Source organism: Microcoleus sp. B7-D4 (genome assembly GCF_036705125.1).
GTDB lineage: Bacteria > Cyanobacteriota > Cyanobacteriia > Cyanobacteriales > Microcoleaceae > Microcoleus.
The window spans coordinates 20,950-47,569 of the sequence record NZ_JAUBTT010000043.1 but is presented as its reverse complement, the minus strand read 5'-3'; the positions used below and the strand labels follow the sequence as shown (position 1 = coordinate 47,569).

25 protein-coding genes are annotated in these 26,620 nt (G+C 45.0%); 11 read left to right on the top strand and 14 right to left on the bottom strand.

Annotated elements, in window-relative coordinates; genetic code table 11:
• Positions 1-50 precede the first annotated feature (50 nt).
• From QUB12_RS18345 to QUB12_RS18335, 3 genes are all read left to right on the top strand, one after another.
• Positions 51-1,040, top strand: coding sequence for a tetratricopeptide repeat protein (locus tag QUB12_RS18345; RefSeq protein ID WP_333307900.1), 990 nt, complete (start codon positions 51-53; stop codon positions 1,038-1,040).
• 86 nt (positions 1,041-1,126) lie between these two features.
• A complete protein-coding gene (locus QUB12_RS18340; RefSeq protein WP_333307898.1) occupies positions 1,127-1,399 on the top strand; it encodes a hypothetical protein in 273 nt (90 codons plus the stop codon).
• Between the two features lie 122 nt (positions 1,400-1,521).
• Positions 1,522-4,422, top strand: coding sequence for a tetratricopeptide repeat protein (locus tag QUB12_RS18335; RefSeq protein WP_333307897.1), 2,901 nt, complete (start codon positions 1,522-1,524; stop codon positions 4,420-4,422).
• A gap of 53 nt (positions 4,423-4,475) precedes the next feature.
• On the opposite strand, the gene QUB12_RS18330 is transcribed toward QUB12_RS18335, so the two are convergent.
• Positions 4,476-4,991 (bottom strand): isoprenylcysteine carboxylmethyltransferase family protein, encoded by a 516-nt coding sequence (locus QUB12_RS18330; protein WP_333151339.1) that lies wholly within the window; start codon positions 4,989-4,991, stop codon positions 4,476-4,478.
• Between the two features lie 176 nt (positions 4,992-5,167).
• On the bottom strand, positions 5,168-6,112 hold the full coding sequence (locus QUB12_RS18325) for an aldo/keto reductase (RefSeq protein WP_333307914.1): 945 nt from the start codon (positions 6,110-6,112) through the stop codon (positions 5,168-5,170).
• A gap of 150 nt (positions 6,113-6,262) precedes the next feature.
• On the opposite strand from QUB12_RS18325, the gene QUB12_RS18320 reads away from it, so the two are divergent.
• Positions 6,263-7,696 (top strand): BCD family MFS transporter, encoded by a 1,434-nt coding sequence (locus QUB12_RS18320; RefSeq protein ID WP_333307895.1) that lies wholly within the window; start codon positions 6,263-6,265, stop codon positions 7,694-7,696.
• Between the two features lie 120 nt (positions 7,697-7,816).
• Positions 7,817-8,650 (top strand): inositol monophosphatase family protein, encoded by an 834-nt coding sequence (locus QUB12_RS18315; protein ID WP_333307893.1) that lies wholly within the window; start codon positions 7,817-7,819, stop codon positions 8,648-8,650.
• A gap of 426 nt (positions 8,651-9,076) precedes the next feature.
• Here the strand turns inward: QUB12_RS18315 and QUB12_RS18310 are convergent, their stop codons facing one another.
• Positions 9,077-9,646, bottom strand: a complete 570-nt coding sequence (locus QUB12_RS18310; RefSeq protein ID WP_333307892.1) for a PIN domain-containing protein — start codon at positions 9,644-9,646, stop codon at positions 9,077-9,079.
• Between the two features lie 3 nt (positions 9,647-9,649).
• Positions 9,650-10,120: an excisionase family DNA-binding protein gene (locus tag QUB12_RS18305; protein ID WP_333055517.1), complete on the bottom strand. Its 471-nt coding sequence runs from the start codon at positions 10,118-10,120 to the stop codon at positions 9,650-9,652.
• Between the two features lie 90 nt (positions 10,121-10,210).
• Here QUB12_RS18305 and QUB12_RS18300 point away from each other — a divergent pair, with 90 nt between their 5' ends.
• Both QUB12_RS18300 and QUB12_RS18295 read left to right on the top strand, forming a co-directional pair.
• A complete protein-coding gene (locus QUB12_RS18300; RefSeq protein WP_333150613.1) occupies positions 10,211-10,834 on the top strand; it encodes a hypothetical protein in 624 nt (207 codons plus the stop codon).
• Between the two features lie 305 nt (positions 10,835-11,139).
• A complete protein-coding gene (locus QUB12_RS18295; RefSeq protein ID WP_333307891.1) occupies positions 11,140-13,278 on the top strand; it encodes a pentapeptide repeat-containing protein in 2,139 nt (712 codons plus the stop codon).
• Positions 13,279-13,422: 144 nt separating this feature from the next.
• Here QUB12_RS18295 and QUB12_RS18290 read toward each other — a convergent pair whose 3' ends face one another.
• The 6 genes from QUB12_RS18290 to QUB12_RS18265 form a co-directional block, all read right to left on the bottom strand.
• A complete protein-coding gene (locus QUB12_RS18290) occupies positions 13,423-14,004 on the bottom strand; it encodes an NAD(P)H-dependent oxidoreductase (protein WP_333307890.1) in 582 nt (193 codons plus the stop codon).
• Positions 14,005-14,476: 472 nt separating this feature from the next.
• On the bottom strand, positions 14,477-15,109 hold the full coding sequence (locus QUB12_RS18285) for a retron system putative HNH endonuclease (protein WP_333307889.1): 633 nt from the start codon (positions 15,107-15,109) through the stop codon (positions 14,477-14,479).
• Positions 15,106-16,359: an AAA family ATPase gene (locus QUB12_RS18280; protein WP_333307887.1), complete on the bottom strand. Its 1,254-nt coding sequence runs from the start codon at positions 16,357-16,359 to the stop codon at positions 15,106-15,108. Before QUB12_RS18280 ends, QUB12_RS18285 begins: the two co-directional genes overlap by 4 nt.
• A gap of 52 nt (positions 16,360-16,411) precedes the next feature.
• Positions 16,412-17,287, bottom strand: coding sequence for a ChaN family lipoprotein (locus QUB12_RS18275; protein ID WP_333307885.1), 876 nt, complete (start codon positions 17,285-17,287; stop codon positions 16,412-16,414).
• 686 nt (positions 17,288-17,973) lie between these two features.
• A complete protein-coding gene (locus QUB12_RS18270) occupies positions 17,974-18,336 on the bottom strand; it encodes a cupin domain-containing protein (protein WP_333307884.1) in 363 nt (120 codons plus the stop codon).
• A 95-nt stretch (positions 18,337-18,431) separates the two neighbouring features.
• Positions 18,432-18,707 carry a hypothetical protein gene (locus tag QUB12_RS18265; RefSeq protein ID WP_333145777.1) on the bottom strand — a complete coding sequence of 92 codons (276 nt, stop codon included), beginning with the start codon at positions 18,705-18,707 and terminating at the stop codon, positions 18,432-18,434.
• Between the two features lie 160 nt (positions 18,708-18,867).
• Between QUB12_RS18265 and QUB12_RS18260 the strand changes: the two genes are divergently transcribed.
• The 4 genes from QUB12_RS18260 (at position 18,868) to QUB12_RS18245 (ending at position 22,114) form a co-directional block, all read left to right on the top strand.
• Positions 18,868-19,506: a peroxiredoxin gene (locus QUB12_RS18260; RefSeq protein WP_333145723.1), complete on the top strand. Its 639-nt coding sequence runs from the start codon at positions 18,868-18,870 to the stop codon at positions 19,504-19,506.
• A gap of 300 nt (positions 19,507-19,806) precedes the next feature.
• Positions 19,807-20,391 carry a Uma2 family endonuclease gene (locus QUB12_RS18255; RefSeq protein ID WP_333145721.1) on the top strand — a complete coding sequence of 195 codons (585 nt, stop codon included), beginning with the start codon at positions 19,807-19,809 and terminating at the stop codon, positions 20,389-20,391.
• Between the two features lie 210 nt (positions 20,392-20,601).
• The gene (locus QUB12_RS18250) at positions 20,602-21,576 is read left to right on the top strand and encodes a cysteine synthase A (RefSeq protein ID WP_333146687.1); all 975 of its coding nucleotides are present in this window, start codon (positions 20,602-20,604) and stop codon (positions 21,574-21,576) included.
• 238 nt (positions 21,577-21,814) lie between these two features.
• Entirely contained in the window at positions 21,815-22,114 is a 300-nt protein-coding gene (locus QUB12_RS18245; RefSeq protein WP_333146685.1) for a (2Fe-2S) ferredoxin domain-containing protein, read from the top strand.
• Positions 22,115-22,128: 14 nt separating this feature from the next.
• On the opposite strand, the gene QUB12_RS18240 is transcribed toward QUB12_RS18245, so the two are convergent.
• From QUB12_RS18240 to ctaD, 4 genes are all read right to left on the bottom strand, one after another.
• The gene (locus tag QUB12_RS18240) at positions 22,129-23,361 is read right to left on the bottom strand and encodes a hypothetical protein (RefSeq protein ID WP_333146684.1); all 1,233 of its coding nucleotides are present in this window, start codon (positions 23,359-23,361) and stop codon (positions 22,129-22,131) included.
• 171 nt (positions 23,362-23,532) lie between these two features.
• Positions 23,533-23,886 carry an HNH endonuclease gene (locus QUB12_RS18235; RefSeq protein ID WP_333146682.1) on the bottom strand — a complete coding sequence of 118 codons (354 nt, stop codon included), beginning with the start codon at positions 23,884-23,886 and terminating at the stop codon, positions 23,533-23,535.
• Positions 23,887-24,044: 158 nt separating this feature from the next.
• Positions 24,045-24,668 (bottom strand): heme-copper oxidase subunit III, encoded by a 624-nt coding sequence (locus QUB12_RS18230; RefSeq protein WP_333146680.1) that lies wholly within the window; start codon positions 24,666-24,668, stop codon positions 24,045-24,047.
• A gap of 143 nt (positions 24,669-24,811) precedes the next feature.
• Complete coding sequence (ctaD, locus tag QUB12_RS18225) at positions 24,812-26,617, bottom strand: cytochrome c oxidase subunit I (RefSeq protein WP_333146678.1); 1,806 nt, start codon at positions 26,615-26,617, stop codon at positions 24,812-24,814.
• Positions 26,618-26,620: the final 3 nt, after the last annotated feature.

The following is a 26,620-nucleotide window of genomic DNA, read 5'->3' as shown; positions in this document are numbered from 1 at the left end:
AAGATTTCCAAAGTTTATGCGATCGCGAACAATGAAAAATAATTTAGGTCATGAAAAATAATCATCCATCCAAGCTGACACCAATCAATCTCAAAGGCAAAACATTTACTTACTTTGCTATTTTTGGGCTGACGCCTTTAATCCCGATCGTCACAGCGTCAAGAGTTTATCCGATAATTAATGGATTGCATCCTCAAGTTTCAGGTATCCATCGACGGGAAATGCTAGCGCTCGACTGTGAGGATTATACTGCCGATCCTCGCGGGCCTCTTGATGTCTTAATTCCTTATATTATCAGTCCCCGACGCACTTTATTGCTGAACGATCGACCGAAATTGCGTTGGAATAAAGTTCCCGGTGTTAATAATTATACTGTTAGTTTAGTGAAGGGCGATCGGGCAATTTGGGAAACAAAAGTTAATGGAAATGAAGTAGTGTATCCGGGAACACCACAACTGGAACCGGGATTTGTGTATTTACTGGTGGTAAAAGCAGAAAACGGTAGGACATCTGACGAGGAAAAACTGCCCGATCGAAGCTTCCGAATGCTACCAACGAAGGAAAAGCAACTGGTGAAAGGGGCGATCGAGCAAATTAACAGTCAAAAAATTGCCGAGAAAACCAAAGCTTTGCAACGTGCTTATTTTTACATCGGTTCGGATTTGAAATCTGAGGCGATCGAGACATTGGAAGCATTGGTAGCAACGGGTTTTCGAGAAGCTATTGCATATCGCAAGCTAGGCGATTTATACTGGCAAGAAGGGGTGACATTGCTGGCAGAGAGCAATTATCTAAAAGCACAGGAATTAGCTAGTGCAGCCAAAGACATCGGGGAGCAAGCACAGTTAGAGGAGGCTTTGGGGGAGTTGTACGGGGCGATCGGCGAAAAGCAAGAAGCACTTCGCTGGTTGGCGCAAGCCATAAACAGTCACAAAGCTTTAGGAAATACGCGAAAAGTTAAGGAACTGGAAACGCAGATTGCCAAACTCAAGGCAAGTTTGGCAAAACCGCAACGCTTTGCCGGAGGATTGGGGAGTTAATTTAGAGAAAATTTTGATTTTTTCCGGAAAAAGTTTTTAGAGGGAGTATGAAATTGGAAATCATGAGGTGAGAGGCAAGAACGAAAATGAGTAATAATGAAAAATCTGCCAGTCAGGTAGCTGAGGAATTAGTTTCTGTAACAAACGGGTTGAGGCTTGGTGCTGGAGAAACTATTTTAAGTGTTCGTGGTTCTGAGCCAGAAAAAAAGGCAGCTAGCACTCCGAAAAAAACACCGATCACAGAAACCACCGATGACAAAGGACATTCCGCAGATAGCGATCCGAACAAACCACAGATCACAAAAACCACCGATCACAAAGGACACTCCGCACACACCACCGATCACAGAGCCTCCTAATGTCAGACCACCCACTCCAGGTAATATAGCCGATCGTACAGGTGAGGAATTTCTTGTTCTTAAGGCAAATGACCTATTGAGGTAAACTTGTTTAGGGTTAGCTAAAAGTGAGGGAATTATCTTTGATATCAACTTTTATTTTTTGCTACCTGCTTTTGCTCGGCTCCCCCCTGTTACAAAAATCGAATGCTTTAGCGCTGGAAGTGCCAGAACAAGCACAAAATGCCCAAAATACTAAAACTGACGCAGATAGACTTTTTCAACAGGGGAACGAGCAATTAAATAGCGGCGAGCTACAAAAAGCACTGGAAACCTACCAACAAGTTTTGGAGATTAGGAGAAAAATCGGCTATCGCCCAGGTGAGGGGGAAGTTCTTCACAAAATAGGCGTTGTTTACCACCGTCTCAGTCAATATCATCAAGCAGTAGAGTTTTACCAAAAAGCATTAGAAGTGCGTCGAAATTTAGGCGATCGTACTGGGGAAGCAGCTACTCTCCACAAGCTTGGAGACGTATATCGATTATTAGGCGAATACCAACCAGCGTTAGAAGTATTGCAGCAAGCTCTCGCTATTCGTCAAGAGTTTAACGATCGAGCAGGAGTTGGTAAAACTCTCACTCATCTTGGTGCTGTTTATCAAGAAATGGGGGATTATTATCGTGCTTTAGAGTTCTATCAAAAAGCTCTTACTATTAGTAGAGAAGAGAGAGATCGAGCTGGTGAAGGACGTGCCTTAGCCAATCTTGGAATAATTTACGGAAATTTGGGGCAGTATGTTCGTGCTCTAGAGTTTTATCAGCAAGCGTTAGTGATATTTGAAATTTTAAATAATCCTACTCATAAAGCTGATATTCTCGATCTAACTGGTTCAACCTATAGCGAACTGGGTCAATACTCGGAAGCACTAAACTTATATCAACAAGCTTTAGCTACTTATCAAGCAACAAATAATAAACGAGGCATGGGAACAACTCTTCATAACATTGGTTTTGTTTATGAGAAAATGGGTCAGTCTACTGAAGCCTTAAACTCTTATCAGCAAGCTTTAATTATTAGTAAAGAGATTGGCGATATTACAGGATTTGGAAAGACCCTTAACAATTTAGGCGTAGTTTACCAGCAGTTAGGTCAGTATTCTCAAGCCATAGATGTCCTCAAACAAGCATTGTCAATTTTCCAAAATCTTGGCAATCGTAAGGATCTAGGTGATACTTTGGATAGTTTAGGTACAGTTCATCAAAGAATTGGTCAATATTCCCAGGCTTTGCAATTATATCAGGAATCTTTAGCAATTAGTAAAGAATTAGGCGATCGCCCTGGAGAAAGAATTACTCTCAGTAACATTGCTGACGTAATTTTCAAACAAAATCAACCAGAATTAGCCATAATTTTCTATAAAGAATCTGTCAACGTTACCGAATCAATTCGCAGCGAATTGCGCTCTCTACCCACCGAACAACAGCGCTCTTACACTACTACTGTCGCCGATACCTATCGCCATCTTGCCGATTTATTACTGCAACAAGACCGAGTTTTAGAAGCACAACAAGTCCTCGATTTACTCAAAATTCAAGAAATAGAAGATTACCTGCATTCCGTTCGGGGAAACGAACAAACAGCACAAGGTATTCCCTTAACTCCTCAAGAACAGCAAATTCGCAACAGGCACAATGAAATTTTAAATCGAGAGATTCAACTAGGCAGAAAGCTTGCTGAATTAGAAAAAATTCCCGTAGCTAACCGCACGCCCCTGCAGCAACAAGAAATTGCCAATTTCAGGCAAATGCAGCAGGAAATGCGCGGCACATTCAATGAATTTATTAACTCCCCTGAAATTGTTGCTATTGTCCAACAACTCAGCCCTAATGCTAGAGTACAAACTGTGAATCTAGCTCAACTCAATACCATACGGGGAGACCTATTGCAGCGGTTAGAAAAAAAAGCCGTATTGATTCAGCCTTTAATTTTAGAAGACCGTTTAGAATTGGTAATAACAACTGCTGACTCTCCCCCATTCCGACGTACTGTAGCAGTTAAAAAACAAGAACTCAATCAAGCAATTGTGGAATTTCGCATGGCTTTGGAAGATCCCAAATCCGATGCCAAAATCCCAGCTAAGAAACTTTATAATTGGTTAATCAAACCCCTAGAAGACGATCTGACTGAAGCACAAGCTAAAAGCATTATTTATGCTCCTGATGGACAGTTACGCTACATTCCCCTAGCAGCTTTATACGATGGCAAACAATGGTTGGGGCAGCGGTTTGCAATTAATAATATTACTGCTACGAGCCTCACAAAATTCAATGGAGAAACGACTTATCAACCTCGCGTTTTGGCGGCTGCTTTTGGTGCGCGTCGTTCTACTTTTAAACGGGGGTCTACTCCATTTGCTTTTTCTGGCTTGCAATTTGCGGGGCTGGAAGTGGAAAATTTAGCTGCGATGGTGCCGGGAACTACAAAATTAATAGATCGGGAATTCAATCGTGCCACAATGATTCCGCGTTTGCCAGATTATAACATTATTCATTTGGCAACTCATGCTATGTTTGTTACCGGACAACCAGAAGATTCGTTTATTTTGCTAGGTGATGAGGATACAATTACCCTGCCCGATATTCAAACTTTAAACCTACTGAATGTAGATTTGGTAGTATTGAGTGCTTGCGAGACGGGGATAGGTGGTAAACTAGGTAATGGAGAAGAAATTTTAGGTTTTGGCTACCAGATACAGGAAACAGGAGCAAAAGCTGCGATCGCTTCTTTATGGAAAGTAGATGATGGTGGCACTCAAGCTTTGATGGTTGCTTTTTATACGGCGTTGCTGTCGGGAAATAAAAAGGCAGAAGCTTTGCAAAAAGCGCAAATAGCCTTAATTACAGGTGATGATTCAGTGTTGGGTCGATCGGCCAATTTATCAATTTTAGCTCAAACTCGCAGCGGTTTGAAACGGTCAGTGGCCAGTCGTTTGCATCATCCATACTACTGGGCACCGTTTATTCTAATTGGTAATGGTCTTTAGATAGTTGACAGTTGACAGTTGACTGTTGACAGCGAGGTTTTTAGATCGAACTGTTAATAGATTCCGGGAATTAGTTTTTTGACTTTTTGGCGGTACTCTGAATACTCTGGATATTTTTTGGTTAACCAGGTTTCTTCTCGGTTGGCTTTGATCTCGAAAAGTATTATTAATAGTGCGCTGGCTATTAAGTGGGATATGCTCATTTGAAAAAGTGTCCAGCCGAGGGCTGCTAAAATTAAGCCGCTGTATAATGGATGCCGCACTATTCCGTAAATGCCTGTTTGGACTAATTCTCCGTCTTCTCTGGGATACGGTAAAGGTGTGAGGTTTTTTCCTAAGTCTATCAATCCTTTGATGATGAAAATTAATCCGGTTAAGCCGAGAATACTGGCCATAAACCAGATAATATAAAGTAAGTGGGTTGATTGAATTTTTAATCCTGGCAGTTGATAAACTGGTAAGATTACAAATCCTGTGAGCAATCCTCCTTGAAGCAAAACTAAATATTCGCCGCGGCTGTTATTGCGCCAGCCTTCGCGCGTGAAGCCCCAGTCAGTTAAGATTTTCATAATTGAAGGAAGAGGGAAGAGGGAAGAAGGAAGAGGGAAGAGGGAAGGAGGAAGAGGGAAGAGGGGAGAAGGAAGAGGGGAGAAGAAAGTGAACTGTAGGTTGGGTAGAGTGAAGTAAAACCCAACCTACGGCGAACAGCGAACAGTCAACAGTCAACAGTCAACAATTAACAAACTTATTCTCGCCAAGGACGAGTCATTAATTCTAATTGATTGACTTCATCTTGGCTCAAATTCCAGCCTAAAGCGCCTGCATTTTCTTGGGCTTGTTTGGCGGTTTTGGCGCCGGGAATGGGGATGACTCCGTTTTGGCATATCAACCAGTTTAGGGCAACTTGGGCGGGCGTTCGATCGCGCTTTCTGCCCATTTTTCGCAGGGTAGACATGACTAATTCAATTTTTTCGAGGCCACTTTTGCTGAAGCGGGAGTCCATTTTTCTGGCTCCTGTAGGTGGTTCTTGGGCTGTGTATTTGTCGGTAAGCAATCCTTGGGCTAAGGGACTGTAAGCTAAAATTGTGACGCCCAATTCGCGGGCTGCACTCACAATTCCTTGTTTTTCTACTTGCCGCGACAGCAAGGAGTAACGGACTTGATTTGTTGCTAGGGGAACGCCTCTGGCTGCTAGTATTTTGTGGGCTTGGCGCATCTGTTCTGCTGAATAGTTGCTGACTCCTACTGCTTGAATTCTGCCTTGTTTTACTTCATCGGCTAAGGCGTTCATCAGGGTTTCTTGACTGAGTAAAAAAGTGAATGGCCAGTGCACTTGGTAGAGGGCTATTTGTTCGACTTGCAAGCGTTTTAAGCTGGCACTTAAGGCTTCGGAAACTGATTTTCCTGTAATCCGCCAAGGTACGGGGCCGAATTTGGTGGCTATTTGCACGGGTTGGCTGGTTTTTTTGATAAACTGCCCCAGCAATTCTTCTGACAAGCCGTTACCGTAGACTTCGGCTGTGTCGAAGAAGTTGACTCCGCTGTCTAGGGATGTTTTGAATGCTGCTTCGACTTCGGCGGCGCCGTAGTTGCTGCCGTAGTTCCAAAATAGTTTGTCGCCCCAAGCCCAAGTTCCGACGCACAGGGGAATGACGGCTGGGCCGTTTTGTCCTAGGGTAATGGTTGTCACGGTTGGTAAATCCACAGTTATTGATTCTCTTTATTTTTATATGAATTTATACGAATAATCCCGATCGAGCTTCTAGCCGGGGGAGGAAAGGTGGCGGGTTGCGATATCTCAGTTACTATAAGTGCAAATGATGTGTTTATTTGAGTAGTTATGTCGATCGACCGTTTACCAGATTCAAGATTAACAGATTCCGCGACTCCTGCTATCAAGAGAGTTACCCTGCTGACTATGTTCCGGTTGGGTTTGTTTCAGATGGGATTGGGCATGATGTCGATTTTGACCCTGGGGGTGCTCAATCGCGTCATGATTAAGGAGTTGGCGATTCCGGCTACTGTGGTGGCTGGTACGCTGGCTATGCACCAGTTTGTCGCCCCGGCTAGGGTGTGGTTCGGGCAAATGTCTGATGCTAAGCCTTTGTTTGGCCATCACCGCACGGGTTATGTGTGGATGGGCGGGGTTTTGTTTGTGATTTCTGCTTTTTTGGCGGTACAGGTGATGTGGCGCTTGGGCAGCAGTTTGGAGGCTGTGGGGTGGACGACTCCTACTTACGGTTGGGTGGGTTTGTTGGGTTTGATTTTTGCGCTTTACGGTATTGCTATTTGTTCGAGTTCGACTCCTTTTGCTGCTTTGTTGGTGGATGTTTCCGATGAGGAGGATCGATCGAAGTTGATTGGTGTGGTGTGGTCGATGCTGATGGTTGGTATTATTATCGGGGCGATTGTTAGCAGCGGTTTGCTGAAGCAAATTGATGGGGATGTGCCACGGGAAGTTTTGCAGGCTTCGATTAACGGTTTGTTTGTGAAGGTGCCGGCGCTGGTTTTGCTGTTGGTGGGGATTGCAACTTTTGGCGTTGAGAAAAAGTATTCGCGGTACGGGGTGCGATCGTCCGCAGTGAATCGAGAAGATAAAATTACTCTGGGAAGTGCGCTGCGGATTTTGACTGCTAGCCGCCAAACCGGTTTGTTTTTTACTTTCCTGCTGATTATGACAATTTGCTTGTTTATGCAGGATGCGGTTTTGGAACCTTACGGCGGCGAAATTTTTAAGATGCCGATTTCGGAAACTACTCGCTTAAATGCTATTTATGGTACTGGTACTCTGATCGGTTTGAGCGCCACTGGTTTTTTAATTGTGCCGCGCATTGGCAAGCAAAATACGATTAGGTTGGGCTGTTTGTCGGTTGCTGCTTGTTTGGGTTTAATTATTGCATCGGGATTCACAGGAAATCCAATTGTGTTTAAGTCGGCTTTAATGTTTTTTGGTTTAGCTTCGGGTATTACGACGACTGGTGCGCTGAGTTTGATGTTGGATTTGACTGCTGCGGAAACTGCTGGGACTTTTATTGGCGCTTGGGGTTTGTCGCAGGCGATGGCGCGGGGTGTGGCGACGATTAGTGGCGGTGCTATTTTGGATTTGGGCAGAAGTTTGTTTGGGGTGCCGATGTTGGCTTATGGGTTGGTTTTTGCTGTGCCGGCGGTGGGTATGATTCTGGCTGTTTGGCTGTTGGGTAGGGTGGATGTTGGGGAATTTCAGGATAATGCTAAAAGTGCGATCGCCACTATTCTTGAAAATGAATTAGACTAAGGTTTTGTCAGTTGTCAGTTGGCAGTTGTCAGTTGGCAGTTGGCCGTTGTTAGTTGTTATTGTAATAACGAATAACCAACAACGAATAACCAATAACCAATAACTAATAACGAATAACTAATGACTAATTTTTGGGATTCAATTTTAAGTTTTTCTCAGACTACTGTCAAGACAGTCGGCCAGCAGTTTTTGAAAGATTTTGGTTCTGCACAAGCAGATGAGAAGGATGATGGGAGTTTGGTTACGCAGTCTGACAATTGGGCGGATGCAGAAATTAGAAGTGCGATCTCATCTACTTTTCCCAGTCACGGAATTTTGAGCGAGGAAGGAGAACACGTTTTCCCAGATACGGAATGGTGTTGGGTTGTCGATCCTCTGGATGCTACGACTAATTTTGCTAGGGGAATTCCGATTTGGGGGATTTCTTTGGGTTTATTGTATCGCGGAACTCCGGTTTTTGGCTGCGTGCATTTGCCACCAGTTAATCAATCTTTTCACGGTTTTTATGCAGGGGATTTGGCGGGCCACAACGTATTGGCAAATATGCCTCAAGGTGCGTTTTTGAACAATCGACCGATTTGTCCCACTGCTGATAAAATGAGCGGGAATCATATTTTTAATTTGTGTTCCCGAAGTGTGGGAATCGGGCCTCATCTTCCGAGTAAAATTCGGATGTTGGGTATGGCTAGTTACAATTTTTTGACTGTGGCTTCGGGTGTGGCTATGGGAGGGGTGGAAGCGACTCCGAAAATTTGGGATATTGCCGGGAGTTGGGTAATTGTGAAGGCTGCTGGTGCGGTTTGGCTACCGCTGGAATCTCAGGGGATTTTTCCGCTGGAAGTGGGGAAGAATTACGGCAGGATTTCATATCCGACTTTGGTGATGAATCGGCAGGAGTTGGTGTCGGTGTTTTTGCCGTTTGTGGAGGCTTGGAAGAAGAAAAAAATGGGGTAATTTAGGGGAAGCGAAGCTATGCCGTAGGAAATCGAACAATTATTAAATAAAACTGCAGGGCAGGCGTAACGGAGGAGTCTCCCACGCCTGCCGTGCTGTTTGGAAGAAATATACCGACCGATGACCGATGGTTCAAGTATGCCTACTCTTGTCTATTTCTGCCAATCTGCGATCGGGTGGTTTTATTTTACGTCGATCGGGTGATGCGGTTTTGGTACAATTTGTGGTAATACTTTCACGAGCTATTATCTCTCGGAAATAAAATTATACCCGTTTTCAAGTAGAGGCACAAGGGTAAATAGATTTACTGCGGTGTGGGAAAAAGTAGATGAGTGGTATCTTGGCTATGCCGAAGAGTTAGCCTGTGAGAAGATACAAGAATAAACCTGGGAAGAAACTCGGAAAAGTCTGCGGTTGGCGATCGCACTAATCTCGATAGCACAATTCTCGCATCCGATTTGCTGACAGCGGCAGTCCCAATTCTACCAGCGTTCCCAAATACTCGTCAGGCGTTTTTGGCGGATTTTTGAGCCTGATTCTTTGTTTCTCGGCTGCTTTGCATACACCTTCAAACTTTAAGTTGAGAAAGCGCAGGATAAAGTCATCTGGGTGCAGCGGTTCAATGTTATATTGTTTGAGATTCTCAGTAGGAAAATCCCTGAGATTGAAAGTAACGATAAAATCCGCGCGAGAATGAATTGCTGCTGCTAGAACGTGCCGATCGCCCGGATCTGGAAGTTCCAACTCTGGTATAATTGGCTCGTAGCCAGTCACCACACAATTTTTAATGCTTGCATTCATCAGATTTTTGGTTCTGGCAAGCTGTTCTAATGTGAGATTTGGATTGTTCTGAAGCACGTTTCTCATCCACTCGTCGTGAATCTCTTCTGTCCACCTCGGCTCAAACACATCACCAACGGCTAATTCCATCAGAAAATCGCGGAGTGCGGCTGAATACAAAACATTAGCATCGCAGACAACTTTTACAATTTCCATGAGTTAGTCGTACAAACCGAGTGCTTCTGATTCTGCGACAAGTTCGTCAAGTATTTTACTTCTTTTGTCATAATCCTGCTTTTTATATTTCATTACATCTTCATAACGTATCCGGCGACAGGTACTTACCATTTTGTAAGGAATTTCGCCCGAATCTAGTAACTGCCACACATACTCGCGGGAGACATTCAGTATGGCCTCAACCTGCCAGATATCCAGTTCCTCAGTAATTGGAATTAGCTTGACAGTATTGCCGCTGCTTGTCTGTTGTAAAATTGCTAATAGCAGTGGCAATGCTGCGGCAGGTATGTCAATTGTCTTTCCCTCTTTTTCGTTTAATATCAATTTGAGGGATTCGCCAGACGGATGATTTTGCAAGTGCGATTCTAAAGCGCGGCTGCTGGTTTTGGCAACTGCGGCTTCTGCTGCTGTCGGCAAAGCAGGTGCTGAGTCTGGATCTCCGGTGAATGTCATGTTAATTTGGGGGTGAGAATAACAGGCAATCAATTATAATTGTAGCAATTTGAGAATGCGATCGCCAAAATCGAGCAAGGAGGTTAACCTGTGGCATACAGCGACTTTACAACTTTAGCGAAAGTTAGAGAATCTTTTAATTTAACCGTAGAAGAACCTTTAGATTTGTTTAGTGATATCCCAGAGGTACAGCCAAGTTCCTATTTGCAAACTACTTTAACTGAAAACCTGTCTTTAGCTACTGCAATTAATACAGAAAAGGCTCGCGCTGAATTAATTATTGCTCCAATATTATTGGAAGTCAGGCGGCAATTTAATTTTCAAGTTGGTTTTTTCTCTGGTTCAGAATTCAATGTAGATGTAGAAGCGGGCTTAAACGGGTATTGCGATTATATTCTCACTGCATCGAAGGATTCCTATGAAATTCGCGCCCCCGTAATTACTCTCACAGAGGCTAAGAATGAAAGTATTAAATCCGGTTTAGGCCAGTGTATTGCAGAAATGGTAGCCGCCCAATTATTTAATCAGCGCAGCGGAGAGCAAATTGAAAGCATTTATGGGGCTGTTACTACGGGTACTGATTGGAAGTTTCTTAAATTGAGTAACAGCACAATTTTCATTGACAAGCGAGACTTTTTTATTAATGAAATTAGTCGGATATTGGGCATTTTAACAATGCCGTTTCAAGGCTTTTATTCAATGAATCGCACTTGATGCAGGCAGCAAAATAACAGATGCTGGGATTGGGACACAACATTGCTGTGTCCCAACTGCAAAATGAATTTATTGCCTCATGCGATTAACTTCGACAGCACATTAGATGGGAAATGAACCACATGAGTTGTTCGATTTGTGAGGAGCGGAAATACAGTTAGAGATACGCAAAGATAGAAAACATCAAAAACCCTTAAAAAACTCTATTTTTGGAAAAGGAAGTAAAATCGGATGTAAAATAGTGCAATACATCGGGATCGTCGCAATATCGAGATACCACGGGAAACCATAACAACGGCACACCGATGAAAGCGAGTCGAGTTTTACAAGAATACAAAAAAGGCAGGCGAGATTTTAAGGGCGTGAGCCTGCGGGGACAGTCGTTTGTCAAGCAAGATTTGTCGGGAGCGGACTTCAGCAAGGCCCATATCGAGGGAGCGAACTTCAGCCACGCCACTCTGACAGGGACGAACTTCGCGGGAGCCACGGCGGGACTACAACGGCGCTGGGTGGCGCTACAGTGGCTGCTAGCATTGCTGATGTTGGGTTTGTCAGGAATAGTGGCGTTCTTTCCAGGGTTGACGGCAGCGGCTACGATCGAGTCTGTTCAGAGCCTGCCACAAAAACTGGTAGTAGAAATTGTTATAGCGATATTCCTAATTACTATATTTGTTGCGATTGTCCGTCAGGGATTTACCATTCAGGCAGTTAGTTCTATCTCCGTCGCCGCTGCCGTCGCAATCGTCATCGCCGTCGCCGCCGTCGTCGCTGGAGTCATCACCCTCGTCGCCGGAGCCCTCACCGGAGTCTTCGTCGGAGCCGTCGCCGAAGTCTTCACCGGAGTCGTCATCGGAGTCTTCGTCGGAGCCGTCGTCGCATCCATCACCGTCGCCATCGCCGCAGCCGTCGTCGTCGCCGTCGCCATCGCCGTCACCGTCGCCGTCGCCGTCGTCGGAGCCGTCGTCGTCGTCGCCGTCGTCGTCGCCGTCGTCGTCTTCGTCCCTGGAGGCGGACCCGTCGTCGTTGTCATCGCCGTCGCGGTGATCCTTCTCAGCCTCTACGTCGCATGGCGAGCCATGAAAGGGGACGAAAAATTTGCCATCGTGCGCCAGTTTGCCATCGCCTTCGGTTCCCTCGGCGGAACTCGCTTCTACTGTGCTACCCTCACTGATGCTAACTTCACCAAAGCTACACTCAAAAACTGCAACTTCCGCGATGCCACTCTCACCCGCACTTGCTGGAAAAATACTAAAGAACTCGATCGCGCTCGTCACGGCAACACCCTCCTGGCACAATCTGCGGTGCGCCAACTCCTCGTCACCGGTGAGGGTTACCAGAAATCCTACGAAGGAGCAAACCTCAACGGTGCAAACCTAACGGCAGCAGAACTAGAAGGTGCCAACCTCAAACGCGCCGACTTGAGCCAAGCAACCTTGCACAAAGCCAACCTAAAAAATGCCAACCTCACTGAAACCCTCGCCATCGGCACGGATTTTACTGCCGCCTACCTGACAGGTGCGTGCCTGCAAGCCTGTAATTTCGGCAGCAACCCCCAACTAGCGGGTGTCGATTGTCAGTACGTCTTTTTCCTAGAAACAGAAAATGACAAAGGCAGTCGCGAACGTCTTCCCCACGACCCCGATCGGGTTTTCCAGCCGGGAGATTTTGAAAAGTTTTACAAAAAGATGATGAATGTGGTGCAGATTCTGTTTCGGAATGGCATCGATAAAGAGGCATTCATAGAAGCCTTTCAAAAACTGATTGAGGAGTACCCCGACATCACATTTGATTCGATTAAAGGCATGGAACGCAAAGACAATGATATGATGATGACGCTTCAGGTTCCCGAAACCGCAGACAAAGGCAAAATCGAACGCCTGCTTCAAGATGTTTATGAAGCGAACCTGAAAGCTGCTAGACTCCAGGGAGAATTGGAAGCCGAAAAGCGTCGCAACCAGGATAACAAAGACCTTGCTATGATTAAGTTAATGGGGAATCCATCCCCCGCCATCCAAGTCACTCAAACATATCACTTTAGGGCAAAGAATCAAACTATGAACAACACAGACAATAACCGCCAAGGAGATACCTACAATCAAAGTGGCAAATTTGGAGTCGGACACATGAGCGGGGGAGAAATCCAAAGCGGCGCGAAAGTAGCTGGCGAGTTGCACGAAACCCAACCCAAAACCCTCGCCGAATCAGCCGTCGAAATCCAACAATTGCTGCAAATTCTCGATCGCTCCTATCCCCCCGACATCCCCGCCGATACCCAAGCAGAAATCGACGTAGCGGTGAAAGGTATCGCCAAAAATCCAGCACTCAAAGAACGAGTCATCGGCGCGTTGAAATCTGGAGGCATCGAAGCCGTGAAGGAAATCACCGACAATTATTACGTGAATATTTTGCTAGCAGCTTATGAAGGATGGCAAAAGCCAGAGTAGGAATAGCGTAGGGTTGAGTAGTTGGAAAACACGCCCTAGGATGCTTGTCTGTACAATTTCACTTTCAACATGACTTACGTATATGTATAGCTAGAATGAGGACACAACATTGCTGTGTCCCTACTGCAAAATCAATTTATTGCCTCATGCGATTAATTTCGACAGCACATTAGACAACTTAGCACCGAGATTCTCAACAGACTCCTGCTGTTTGGGATCTTTCATCGTACCGTCAGCATTAAATGCTTCAAAAGCTTGGGGAACTGCTTTCTGATCCGGGAGTACCAATACGTTAATATTCCCCAGGATCGATCGCAAATGAACTAATCCCCGCAAACCGCCCATTCCGCCTGGGGAAGCACTCATAATTACCGCTACTTTGCCCGTAAATGCCACCAATCCCGGTTCACCCGGTGCTGGCCGCGATACCCAATCGATCGCATTTTTCAGCACAGGCGTAATTGAACTGTTATACTCAGGAGAAGCTATCAAAAACCCGTCATGCGCTACCATCAATTCCTTCAATTTACGGGCATTTTCTGGCACTCCCTCTTTTGCTTCTAAATCTTCGTCAAATAGCGGCATCGGCAAATCGCGCAAATCTACATAAGTAACTTCTGCACCCGCCGCCTTAGCCCCAGCCGCCGCAACTTTAACCAGCAGTTTGTTGTAGGATGCTTCGCGGGTACTCCCGGCAAATGCAAGGATTTTTGGTCTGTTGTTCACGGTATTTCCTGATATTTTGACAAGATAATCTTGACATTTCCAAGCTATATTTTAGCAAAGGAAGGCGATCGCTGTCTCTTGCCTTAACATATATTAGTTAAATAAATGGTCACCAATAAAAAACCGGGCCGACGTGACTAAAAGCATCCAGGATACCCGCCACGTGATTCATTCCTTCGCAGACTCAGGACCCAGAAATAAAAAACCTGTATCCGATGAAACTTGCCGAACGTATTTATCCGTGGGGCCAATGCTTCAATCTAAAATCTAAAATCTAAAATCTAAAATCGATTGACTGAGGAGTCTCCCACACCGGGCGCGCGGTTTGTAGTAAATATAACCGACCGATGACCGATATGTAAAGTGTGCCTTGGTGCATCGAGTTTCTGCAATCTGCGATCGGGTGATGCGGTGGGGTCAAGTTTATATTAAGTCCGATTATCGATCGCGCAATCTTGGGGTAGCATTAAACTTAAGAAATACCAAAATAATTTTTGAGAAAATACAAAACTGCATTACAAAAAGGCTGGTATTGCCCTTGTGCATTCCTTTGTTGACAAACTTGAGCTAATAATTCTGCCTCTTCCTGTGTTATTCCTTGCAATGCTTCAAGTGCTTGCTTTCGTCCCTCTGTTAAGTCAAAATGATTGAGTCCCAAAACTTCAATGGTTCTTTGAGCATCTTTTTGATGAGCTAAATTATTTGCAGTTGGCAGTATCTCACCAGTGCTAGAGTAATTAAAAAATTCTTCACAGTTGGCTTGTAGTGGCGAAACCCCGATCGCAAGATTCTTCTTCTTATTGCCACAATACTCTGGCCAATTTGGATATCTGCCACAAGAGCCTAGCATATTTGTGTAATCAAGAGATAATTCTGAATCAGTCTTGCTCTGGGGGGCTAGATGTTCAATATGGCTATTGCTTTGCTCAACTCTCATACAGCAGTAGCAGCAAATATAGCCTTGTTCACTTAGCAAAGAAATGTGTACCGCTTTTTTCTCAGGGTTGGAAAGATATTTGTAATCATAGTTGACACCGAGAGACTTCTGTATAGCCTTCCAGTCGGAAAATTTTTGAGGTTCTTTCCCCTTTTGAATATATTTCATTTAGTGAGAATTTCCTTGCGTTGAATTAGCCAATCTGCTCTCACAAATTCAGGATCTTCTTCTCCCATTCGGTGTGCTAATTCTTGGCGCAATTGCCGTGCATTTCCGAGTTCGCCATTGTCTATCAAGCGAAACAATTCACGTAAAGATTCTCTAATTTGCTGCGGACGTTCTGGAGTTCCCATAAGCGTTTCTAGAATCCGATTGCTATCTTTCCCAAAGGATGGTACTCGATCGATCGCAATTCCTTCAGATGTTGACCTCAAAAGATGAACCCATTTGAGATCGCTGATTACCTGTGGCGAATGAGTCGTAATTATAAACTGGCAATTTGGGAATGTTTTTTTCAGATTCGGAATAATCGCCCGTTGCCATTTTGGGTGCAAGTGTAGCTCAATCTCGTCAATCAAAACAACGCCGGAACCCTCAAGCGGATTGCAATCTGGATTCGGATTTGCGATCGCCAAACGCCTTGCTAAATCTCCTGCTAGTGCTAACAAGCATTTTTCACCATCGGATAGTTGATTGACGATCAGTTCATCGCCTTGTTTGTCTGCAGTCATTCGCAAAGGCGATCGCCTAACCCGTAAATTTGAAAAGCCGTCTAGTAAGTTAGCGATCGCATATCTGACTGCTTTTAGTTCGCGATCGCGATACTCATTAGTATTATTTAGTCGTAATTCGTTTTCTAAATCTTCCCGATCTCTAAACCATTCAAAAAAGCGCCTAAAATCGATCTGTCCTCCCGTGAGAACCTCGTCATAAACAGTTATCTGCTCAAACGAATGTTTCGTCCTAATCTTCAAAGGAATATCAAGTACGGCACGGTTAGTTGGGTAGTAAACAGCCAGAGGCAATGCTGCGTAAGAATTAGCCTCTAACTGACGGTGTATGTGCTCAACAACTCTTTTTAATTCCCCAAGGTTGCTGCTAGTATCCTTGCTTCGCCCTTTACTGACCTTGGTTAAAGACCATACCACTTCCGACCAGTCATTGATTGAAATTGTAATTTCGTTGTGAGTTTCTTTGCATCCTTTTTTGATATCATCTTCCTTGAAAGAACGTCCATTACTATTGGGAGTTTGAATTCGCTTTGTCAGCCAGGAGAGAAGAATAGCCAAACACTCAAGTATGCTGGATTTTCCCACACCGTTGATACCGATGAACACAGTCGGCTCATCTGTATCAAACTCCAGGGTCAAATCGCTGATGCCTCGGAATGAGTTCATTTTTAGACGCTTGACTTTCACGATTTGGTTCTCCCTCTGGCTTAGTGGGTTATATTTTTGAGATCATATCAAATCAATGCTGCCAAACAAAGTCAGCAATGGGTCTATCTGCCGACAAAACAGGATTGTCACTGGAATTGAGTAAAACCGATCGCATTTTTACATTCCCGACTCCCAAACGCCTCTCGACGCGACTGGGAATGCCGTAACCGTAAATAATGTGCCCTTTTCCCGCCAACACCACAACTTGATAGTCGGGGTTTGCTTTGACAAATTCAGCTATTTTTTCCGCCATAGTTTCGTCCCACAAAACTTGGGCTTGCAAAAATCTTTCAAAAGCCTTACTATTTCCCTGTCCTGCCTTTTGGTGTTGCTGGAAAACTTCTAGCAGCAGTTGCCGATATTCGGCGTTGTCGGTGCGAATTTCCGATATTGGGGGAATGTGCTTTTTTTCCTCTGCTGTGAGGCTTTCTAAACCTTGACTGGCAACTTTTCTCGTTACTTCGGATGGTGTATTTAAGGCGAGGACAGGTAGTTGATTTTCTTTGGCAAACCGCAAAATGGGGGCGTAAGATTCCCAGGGAAAACGCCATCTGCGATCGTACTCTGTTTGCTCAACTAATTGCTGTTCAGTCAGTTTACCTGCTAAGTAGTTGTCGATCGCACTTTGAAAGGGACGCTGAAACATTTCCATCGCGATCGCAATTTTCCGATTTTGCCGCTGCATTTCTCGGATAATCGCCAGTTGAGCTTGGTGGTCTTCTGCGCTATCGTGGGTTTCTCCCAGATACACGACTTTTGCCTTTACCAACTGTTGCAGAATCTCTTGGTTAGTGTAAGTCTGCTGAGTTTGAGGGTTCGCCGTGGTTTGCGCTGTCACTGCACTGCTGCACAGTAGAAAGATACTCAGCGATAAGGCGCACAGTTTGATGAGTTTGGTTGTTTTCATACAGATATTATGCCGTTTCTCGCAGCAGCAGGCACAGCCGAACTCTACTATTTTAGCTGAGCAGCTAGAAAGCTCAATGCTTAATTTAACTTCATAATTATCCGCAGTTACTTCTAAAAATGTAAAGTTTAGTTGCAGGTACTTGCGCTTCTAGAAGAAGGTGCTAAATTAATAATATGAAGCGAACAAAAAGCTTCTCTGACAGATACCACATCTAGATACCGCAGCGAAGTTCACAATAGAATCTAAGGAGTAAAACGCTGTCTAATCTCACATCTGTCTCATTAAAAACCAATAGCAGCACCCACCAACAAAGCTGATACTTCCTCAACTAATTAGAGGGGAGCAATGCAACTGAATCCGAGGATTATTGCAACTCCACATCGAAGTTGAAAAAAGAGGAAATCACTCGGTACATATGGCTGGGTGCTGTTGTTGTTAAAATATATTTTCGGCTTGTGATGTTTTTTTCAGTAGAGGCAGAGCCTCTAGATATGCGTTATATCGTTTCCGGTTACATTGGAATGATACCGAGGACACGGCAGTGCCGTGTCCCTACAATTAATGTGGGTAGGGACACGGCACTGCCGTGTCCTGACTGTGAGTAATATTAATTCCGATGCTACCGAAGTTGATATTACCGGGCAGAGCCGGGTAATGAGGATAAAAGGATAAAAACTAGAAAATTATTGGAAAATAGTCTCGTCTTCCTTTCGCCACGCGGGATCGACGATACAAATAAATATTAGTGGCTTTGTGCCACAGTTGTAAATAAATTGCTTGGCGTTTGGCGGAATGTAAACTGCATCTCCGGCTTCCACGAATTGATTTTCTTCGTCAATGTGCATTTCTCCAACGCCGCTGAGGATGTAGTAAACTTCAGAAGTTGTCAGGGAGTGCAGCGCAGAAGTTTGTCCCGGTGGCAAAGCGGCGTGGGCTAAACTGTAACGCAAATCCACAGCTTGTTTGTCTGGATGCAGCAATTCTCGCAGTTGAGTACCGTCGCCAGCAATAAACTCGTCGCAGGCATTTAGCTTTTGAATTAGCATTCTTTCCACACTCCTGAAAATCTCTTTACCACAAGTTAAGTTTAATTGAAAGAGCCAGAAATGTTAAGAAATATGTAAAGCAGCGGCCGGATTTTTTAACCGTAAATTCCTGAATGCCCTCGATAATCAGGACAGTCGATCGCATCTTCAGATAAAGCTATAGTAGGCTGAACGGGACACTTGAGGTGGTAGTCGCCGGTGAAAAATACGCAGTTAGCACAAGGGATTTGGTGCATCCGCTGAGCTCGGCGCATGGAGTCGGTGACAGTACGCCCGACACTCAAACACAGCAAAAAAACTATGCCCCAGGCGGACACAAAACACAGCGGGACTAAAATAGGCTGTATTGCCTTAAGCAAAAAGTAAAGCATAGCAAGAAAATTTAGCGGTATAAGCCACACATACATTACAGTAGTGGAATTGCCGATCGATCGACCAAAAAGTTTAGAATCCTTTACAGCTCGATCGAGAAACCGGGCAATTATGGGATGATAAGGAACAGTCCTTAAATAAAATTAGAGGAAATCCGTTATGACTCTGCGATTAGGCGATACAGTTCCCAACTTTACCCAAGCTTCCTCTGAAGGCGAAATCAATTTCTACGACTGGGCTGGCGATAGCTGGGTCGTGTTGTTTTCCCACCCGAAAGACTATACTCCAGTGTGCACCACAGAACTCGGTGCAGTGGCCCGTCTAAAGTCGGAATTTGAAAAGCGGGGCGTCAAAACCATTGCCCTCAGCGTCGATGATGTGGATTCTCACATGGGCTGGATTAAAGATATTGAGGAAACTCAAAAAGTCACCCTCAATTATCCGATTTTAGCAGATGGCGATCGTAAAGTCTCCGACATTTACGACATGATCCATCCCAACTCGCTGAACAACTTAACAATCCGCACAGTTTTTGTGATTGACCCGCAAAAGAAATTGCGTTTGAGCATTACTTATCCGGCGAGCACGGGTCGGAATTTTAATGAAATTTTGCGAGTAATTGATTCCTTGCAACTTACGGACAAATACAGCGTTGCGACTCCGGTTGATTGGAAAGACGGCGACGATTGCGTCATCGTACCTTCGATTACCGACCCCGCAGAATTGGCAGAGAAATTTCCTAAAGGTTATACGCCGATTAAGCCTTATTTGCGGATGACTCCTCAGCCGAATAAATAGGTTTAGCATTCCTGGACGCAGAACCTAATTAGGTAAGGTGTGCACTGCACACCTTACCTCTATAATTCGCACGTAATATCAAATCCGTTGACATCGGAATTATTATCTCTCTCTTCTCTTTCTCTGTGTCCTCTGTGCCCTCTGTGGTTTAATCATTCCGATACAACTGGAATTTATCACACACCAGCTTGTAGCTAGGACTTGAGTCCTTAATCCTGATTTTTGAGCACTCAAGTGCTAACTACAAACAAAGAAATTGTGCAATCTTGTGTAAACACTTTAGATTGGAGGAAAGGCCAAATGCTGTCATCAACAATTGTGTTGCGAATACCGCCAAAATTGCAAATGACAGACGACGAGTTTTTCGAGTTCTGTCAAATCAATAGTGAGTTACGAATTGAACGCAACAAATCGGGAGAATTGCTAATTATGCCCCCTACTGGTTCGGAGACGGGAAACCGAGAAGGTAATATATTTGGGCCGCTGTGGGTTTGGGCAGAACAAAATGGTACTGGTTTAGCGTTTACTTCGAGTACAGGATTTACTCTGTCCACAGGTGCCCAAAAGTCGCCGGATGCTGCTTGGATAAAATTGGAAAGATGGAATGCTTTGTCACCCGAACAAAAGCAAAAATTTGCCCCTATTTGCCCGGATTTTGTAGTAGAACTCAGGTCGGCTTCTGACAATCTCAAGCCCTTGCAAGAAAAAATGCAAGAATATATGAGAGAACCCGGAGTGCAGTTAGGCTGGTTGATTGACCGAAAAAATCGCAGAGTTTATATTTACCGTCCTGGTTTGCCAGAGGAATGTTTGGAGAATCCTGCTACCGTTAGCAGCGACCCCGTTTTGCCGGGATTCATACTCAATATGAGCAAGATTTGGTAGAACTGGTAGCAATAAATATCAACTTCTTGTAAAAATTAATAATATAGCAATCCTAAATGATTCAGATAAATTTGTAGGGGTAGTGCTACCCCTACTCCCCGTGCCTACCCCCTATCTATCGGGCAACCACGGGGAGTAGGGGTCGGATTGCCCCTACAATAATTATGAGAATGATTTAGGATTGCTATAGGATACACACACGCAAAAAATATGGATATTAAAAACGGCTTTGTAGGCACAATCGGCAACACACCACTAATTCGGTTAAACAGCTTCAGCGATGAAACTGGCTGCGAAATTCTCGGTAAAGCAGAGTTTCTCAATCCCGGCGGTTCTGTTAAAGATAGGGCTGCTTTATACATCATCAAAGATGCAGAAGAAAAAGGCTTGCTGAAACCGGGCGGCACCGTTGTTGAAGGCACTGCCGGCAATACTGGCATCGGTTTGGCCCACATTTGCAACGCTAAAGGTTACAAATGTATGATTGTGATTCCCGATAACCAATCTCAAGAAAAAATCGATGCTTTGAAAACCTTGGGCGCTGAAGTTCGGACTGTTCCCGCTGTCCCTTACAAAGACCCGAATAATTATGTCAAATTGTCGGGAAGATTGGCGGAGGAAATGGAGAATGCAGTCTGGGCAAATCAGTTTGACAATTTAGCCAACCGCCGAGCTCATTACGAGACAACTGGCCCGGAAATTTGGGAACAAACAAATGGGAAAATTGATGCTTGGGTAACTGCTACTGGTACTGGCGGCACTTTTGCTGGGGTAGGAATGTTTTTGAAAGAAAAAAATCCTGCTGTGAGAATTGTCTTGGCAGACCCGATGGGCAGCGGGCTTTACAGTTATTTCAAAACTGGGGAAATTAAGACTGAAGGCAGTTCGATTACTGAGGGAATTGGCACCACTCGCGTCACGGCAAATATGGAGAATGCCCCGGTAGATGACGCCATCCAAATTCACGATACGGAAGCTGTCCGCGTGATTTACCAACTGCTGAGGAAAGAAGGGCTGTTTATGGGCGGTTCTGTGGGGATTAATGTGGGGGCGGCTGTGGCTTTAGCGAAGCAAATGGGGCCTGGACATACGATTGTTACGGTACTCTGCGACGGCGGGGCTCGGTATCAGTCGCGTTTGTTCGATCGACAATGGTTGGCTTCCAAAGGTTTGTCACCAGATTAACCGTAGGGTGCGCTGCGGCGCACCTTAAAATCGGGGCATATAGCCTTTCTCAGAAAGATGAGGTACTATCCGGCATAGGGCATAGGGCATAGGGCATAGGGCATAGGGCATAGGGCATACCTCACTTTTTTGAGAACCGCTATATATAAAATTTGGGCAAAATCTGGGCGTATATGCGCGCACCTATTCCCATGATAAAAAAATAGCATATATGTAGCAGAATGTCAAGTGAAAAAACATGAAAATCACAGAATCTTCTAGGCAAGTTCTTGTTTGCCAAAACCGCACTTGTCGCAAGCAAAATTCAGCAAAGGTACTGGCAGCTTTTCAGCAATTGTCGCCCTCAGAAGTTGAAGTTGTTGCTAGCAGTTGTTTGGGACAGTGCGGCAACGGGCCGATGGTGTTGGTGCTGCCAGAAGAGGTTTGGTACAATGGTGTTTGCCCTGAAGAAGTTGCGACCATAACTGAGCAACATTTGCGGGGAGGAAAGCCAGTGGAAAGGATGCTTTATCGCAAGTTTCACCGACTTTCTAATTAGTCGATCGCCCGCGTTTAAAATTCTTCCGCAAACAACCGGCGGAGAATTTCCGTGACTTCGGCGCAAAATCTGGCGTCGAGTTCGATCGCTAGGCGATCGACACTAGTGGAACCGCCTACAGGTTTTTCTGCCCGCAAACTCATGGCTAAAGTTCTGAGTTTTGCCGGCTTTCCCGCCGCTTTCGGCCGCTCGTCAACAAACCGCACTAAAGCCACATAAACTGTTTCTAGGGTTCCCCTGATCGAGCTCAGTCCGTAACCCAATTTTGAGATAATTACTGGAGAAGTGATCAGGCTATCCATCCCCAAAGTTTTAATTGCTACATCTACATATCGAGCGCTGTCATGTCCCATTGCTCTGACAATGCTTTCTAAGCTGTTCCACTGAGATGCTTTCATGCGCGATCGCTGTTCGATGTGGAAGTGCCATCCTAACATGGAAATTAGCCTGGTCAAATCATAAGCAGATACGGTATTACTTTGTTTGGTACTGTTTAATGCCGCACTTAGCAGCACTTGTTTTTTGGTGAGATCGAAGATTTTGGGGTTGTTGTGATAAGGATTTTCGCCGTAATCGCCACGAAAAATTATGTCATTATTGCCAGTAGCGCTTTTCAGCCATTGCTCTAGTCCTATGCGAGTATCGAAGCGTTTGAACATCGCAGCTAAGGAGTTTGAACTTGCTATATTTGAGGCATAGTTAACCATGTCTTTTGCTACATCGTAAAAGTAAAAATCGTGTCTTAGCCCGTTACCATCTCTTACAACGCAGTTGTCAATGTCGCAGTCGGGATATTTGCTATTTACTTGGCTGACGATATTAAGGAGTGCAATAATTTTAGTGGCACTCCACTGCTCAGCATTGGTAAGCGCGTTTTTTCCCAGCCACTGTGCCTGAATTTTGCCGTCTACAAAAGTACCAATGCAAACGCAGGCTTCCTTAATTTCTGCGTGCAAAAAATTTAAACCTTGAGAGTTAATTTGAGGTAGTTCTCCCAGGCTGGGAAACGGAGTAGGTTTGAGGGGATTATTGGGGCCGGGAATAGAGCTAATTACTTTTAAGCCGTCGGGTTTCTGTTTGAGATAATCGGGATAGTTTTTAATGTGTTGTTGGTAAGGAGATTTTTCAATGCCCCGGTCTAAAAAAGCTAGTTTGTTGATGTTAGCTTGGGCATCTATTTGCATTTGGAGGTAGTTTTTGTAGATGCGCGATCGGTCTTTTGCGAGTTCGAGGGAGGTGAGGTTCATGATAATAGTTGGCAGCTTGTTACGAATCAGTAAATCACTATACTAGGATTTACGCAAACAAACCGGGCTGCGCTGCAAAATTTTGGGTTGGGAAACTAAAAATTAATGAAGAAACCGGGCTTCAGAGAGTAACTGCGTCCAGGACTATATATATGAGTTGTGGCCCTGCGATCAAGCTTTTTTGCTGCGTACTTGAATGCGTTTGTCGGTTTTTTGTTTCTTAATCCAAGAGACAAATTTCTGGAGTTCAGGGTCATTTTTGAGCTTTTCCAGGGTGTTGAGCTCTTGGGCGAGGTGTTTGTTCTCAAATAGAGAGTGAATCTGGCGGTGACAGGCTGAGCAAATGTCGATTGTCGGGCTTGGATCTTCGTTTTTCCGCTTGGTGTTTTGTTTGGGGATGAGGTGATGGGCGGTTAATGCTTCCATTTGTCGATCGCACAATTCGCACTGCATAATTTTCTCAATGCTGCTGGATAGGAGAATTGCTACTTTTAGTTTATAGCCTTTCTCAGTAACATGGGGCATGGGGCATAGGGCATAGGGCATAGGGCATAGGGCATACCTCACCACGCTTGAGAACCGCTATAGCGCGATCCGCTTTGATTCATGTGAATGAAGGTCGAGCCTACTTCTGCACAAAAAAAACCCCCTAAAAAAGGGGGCATCCAAGCAGAACCTAGGCGTCACAAAATATACAGTAACAGAAACAAAACAATCCAAATCACATCGACAAAGTGCCAGTAAATCTCAGTCGCTTCGATTCCGAAGTGGTGCTCGCTAGAATAGTGACCTTGCGCGCGCGATCGCCACACCACACCGGCCATCAGGAGCACTCCAAACGTAACGTGCAAGCCGTGAAAAGCAGTCAAAACGTAAAAGCAACTGGCATACAAATTCGTCGTCAAGCCAAACTCTAAATGAGTGTATTCGTAAACCTGACCTGCCAAGAAAACTGTGCCCATAGCAATAGTTACGAGCAACCAATTCCGCATTCCGGTGGCATCATTCTTTTTGATTGCACTATCAGCATTGTGAATCACAAAACTGCTAGCAATCAAAATCACCGTATTGATTCCCGGCAGCAATAACTCTCGCGCGGGCGTACCTTCAGGAGGCCACACGGGGGCCATCGCCCGATAAATCAAATACGCGGCAAACATACCGAAAAATATCATGCCTTCAGCGCACAGGAACACAATTACCCCTAACATCCGGTGGTCGGGATGCTCGACGCCGTGTGCTTCTACTTCGCCCTCGTGGTGGTAATTTAGGGCTGTTTTTGTCGGATCGATCGCTGGAATTTGCATAAGAAATTGGTAATGAAGAAGTCAGTTGTCAGTTGTCAGTTGTCAGTTGTCAGTTGGCATTAGTCATCAGTCATTAGTTAACAGTCAACAGTCAACAGTCAACCGTCAACAATGCCCAATGACTAATGCCTGATGACTAATAACTATTCGCCATCTTGACTTTCATCAGCAGGAGAATCAACATTTATCTCTGATTCAGGAGCGACCAAAGTTGCAGTACCGCCAAAGAAAGTTGAAGCTTGAGCCTCCGCAATAGGAATACCTGTTTTCTGGGCGTTGCGGGTGGCATTTTCCCTCAACTTAAGTCTGAGACGTTCCCCTGTATTCTGAATTTTTTCCATGCCGTAATCGTAAGGCCCTGTTGCCAATACCGGCACTCCTTCAAAATTTTCGATCGGGGGCGGCGAAGTCGTCATCCATTCCAAACTCAAAGCTTGCCAAGGATTGTCACCTGCTTTGGGGCCGTACATCCAGCTCCAAATCACATTAATGATAAACGGGATTGTAGACACTGCCAGCATATAAGAACCGACAGTACAAATGACATTAATTGTGGTAAATTTCGGGTCGTACATTGCCACCCGCCGAGGCATTCCTTGCATCCCCAAAGCGTGCATCGGCAGGAAAGTTACAGTAAAGCCAACATAGGTTAAAACAAAGTGAACTCTACCCCAAAATTCATTAATCATCCGCCCCGTCATTTTGGGGAACCAGTGGTAAAAAGCAGCGTAAATGCCAAACACTGAGCCGCCAAACAGCACGTAGTGTAGGTGAGCGACGACAAAGTAAGTGTCGTGAACGTGAATGTCGAAAGGTACGGAAGCTACCATGATCCCGGTGATGCCGCCGAGGACAAATGTTGAGATAAAACCCATCCCAAATAGCATCGCGCTGACAAGCCGGAGTTTGCCTCCCCAAATAGTTGCCAACCAGCTAAATATTTTAATCCCTGTTGGTACGGCGATGATCATAGTCGTGATCATAAAAAACATCCGCAGCCAGCCGGGAGTACCGCTGGTAAACATATGGTGCGCCCACACGATCAAGCCCAAAAAGCTGATCGCGAGACTGGAATAGGCGATCGCCAAATAACCAAAAATTGGCTTGCGGGAATGCACCGGCAAAACTTCTGAAATCACCCCGAAAAAGGGCAGAATCATAATGTAAACTGCGGGGTGCGAATAAAACCAGAATAAATGCTGGTAGACGATCGGATCGCCGTTGCCGGTCGGGTTAAAAAATGCCGTCCCCGCTAACAAGTCAAACGACAGCAAAATCAAAGCTGCGGCTAAGACTGGAGTAGCAATCAAACTCAGCGCTGAAGTCGCAATCATCGCCCAGCAAAACAAGGGCATATCATTGAGACCCATGCTCGGAACCCGCATGGTAAAGATGGTAACGGCAAAATTCAGCGCCCCCAAAATCGAAGAAGTTCCCAGAATCAAAACGCTGAGAATCCAAATTTCTTCCCCGGCTTGAGCAGTAACTAAGCTCAAAGGCGGATAGGAAGTCCAACCAGCCTGTGGAGCTCCTACAAAAAAACTGCTCAATAGCAAGACGCCACCTACGGGAATCATCCAAAAGGCAACGGCATTCAGGCGGGGAAATGCCATGTCTTTGGCCCCGATCATTAAGGGGATCAAAAAGTTAGCAAACCCGGCTCCGGCGGGTACGATCCACAGGAAGATCATCACCGTCGCGTGAACAGTAAATAAACTGTTGTAGAGTTCGGGGGTGACAAAATCGGAGTCGGGGGTGGCGAGTTCTGTTCGCACCAAAGTTGCCATCACGCCGCCGATTAGATAGAAAATAAATGTTGTTACCAGGTATTGAATACCGATGACTTTGTGGTCGGTATTAAAAGTGAAGTAGTCGCGCCAATGTCTATCGGCGGGCGCTGTTCCGCGAGCCTCAGTGTTTGCACTTTCTTGGAACTGTGCTTGTGTCATAGT

Excerpts from the sequence above, each read along its gene's own strand:
- QUB12_RS18345 (WP_333307900.1), top strand. The coding sequence starts at position 51 with ATGAAAAATAATCATCCATCCAAGCTGACACCAATCAATCTCAAAGGC.
- QUB12_RS18340 (WP_333307898.1), top strand. The coding sequence starts at position 1,127 with ATGAGTAATAATGAAAAATCTGCCAGTCAGGTAGCTGAGGAATTAGTT.
- QUB12_RS18330 (WP_333151339.1), bottom strand. The coding sequence starts at position 4,991 with ATGAAAATCTTAACTGACTGGGGCTTCACGCGCGAAGGCTGGCGCAAT.
- QUB12_RS18320 (WP_333307895.1), top strand. The coding sequence starts at position 6,263 with ATGTCGATCGACCGTTTACCAGATTCAAGATTAACAGATTCCGCGACT.
- QUB12_RS18315 (WP_333307893.1), top strand. The coding sequence starts at position 7,817 with ATGACTAATTTTTGGGATTCAATTTTAAGTTTTTCTCAGACTACTGTC.
- QUB12_RS18310 (WP_333307892.1), bottom strand. The coding sequence starts at position 9,646 with ATGGAAATTGTAAAAGTTGTCTGCGATGCTAATGTTTTGTATTCAGCC.
- QUB12_RS18305 (WP_333055517.1), bottom strand. The coding sequence starts at position 10,120 with ATGACATTCACCGGAGATCCAGACTCAGCACCTGCTTTGCCGACAGCA.
- QUB12_RS18295 (WP_333307891.1), top strand. The coding sequence starts at position 11,140 with ATGAAAGCGAGTCGAGTTTTACAAGAATACAAAAAAGGCAGGCGAGAT.
- QUB12_RS18285 (WP_333307889.1), bottom strand. The coding sequence starts at position 15,109 with ATGAAATATATTCAAAAGGGGAAAGAACCTCAAAAATTTTCCGACTGG.
- QUB12_RS18275 (WP_333307885.1), bottom strand. The coding sequence starts at position 17,287 with ATGAAAACAACCAAACTCATCAAACTGTGCGCCTTATCGCTGAGTATC.
- QUB12_RS18270 (WP_333307884.1), bottom strand. The coding sequence starts at position 18,336 with ATGCTAATTCAAAAGCTAAATGCCTGCGACGAGTTTATTGCTGGCGAC.
- QUB12_RS18265 (WP_333145777.1), bottom strand. The coding sequence starts at position 18,707 with ATGCTTTACTTTTTGCTTAAGGCAATACAGCCTATTTTAGTCCCGCTG.
- QUB12_RS18260 (WP_333145723.1), top strand. The coding sequence starts at position 18,868 with ATGACTCTGCGATTAGGCGATACAGTTCCCAACTTTACCCAAGCTTCC.
- QUB12_RS18255 (WP_333145721.1), top strand. The coding sequence starts at position 19,807 with ATGCTGTCATCAACAATTGTGTTGCGAATACCGCCAAAATTGCAAATG.
- QUB12_RS18250 (WP_333146687.1), top strand. The coding sequence starts at position 20,602 with ATGGATATTAAAAACGGCTTTGTAGGCACAATCGGCAACACACCACTA.
- QUB12_RS18245 (WP_333146685.1), top strand. The coding sequence starts at position 21,815 with ATGAAAATCACAGAATCTTCTAGGCAAGTTCTTGTTTGCCAAAACCGC.
- QUB12_RS18240 (WP_333146684.1), bottom strand. The coding sequence starts at position 23,361 with ATGAACCTCACCTCCCTCGAACTCGCAAAAGACCGATCGCGCATCTAC.
- QUB12_RS18235 (WP_333146682.1), bottom strand. The coding sequence starts at position 23,886 with ATGCCCCATGTTACTGAGAAAGGCTATAAACTAAAAGTAGCAATTCTC.
- QUB12_RS18230 (WP_333146680.1), bottom strand. The coding sequence starts at position 24,668 with ATGCAAATTCCAGCGATCGATCCGACAAAAACAGCCCTAAATTACCAC.
- ctaD (WP_333146678.1), bottom strand. The coding sequence starts at position 26,617 with ATGACACAAGCACAGTTCCAAGAAAGTGCAAACACTGAGGCTCGCGGA.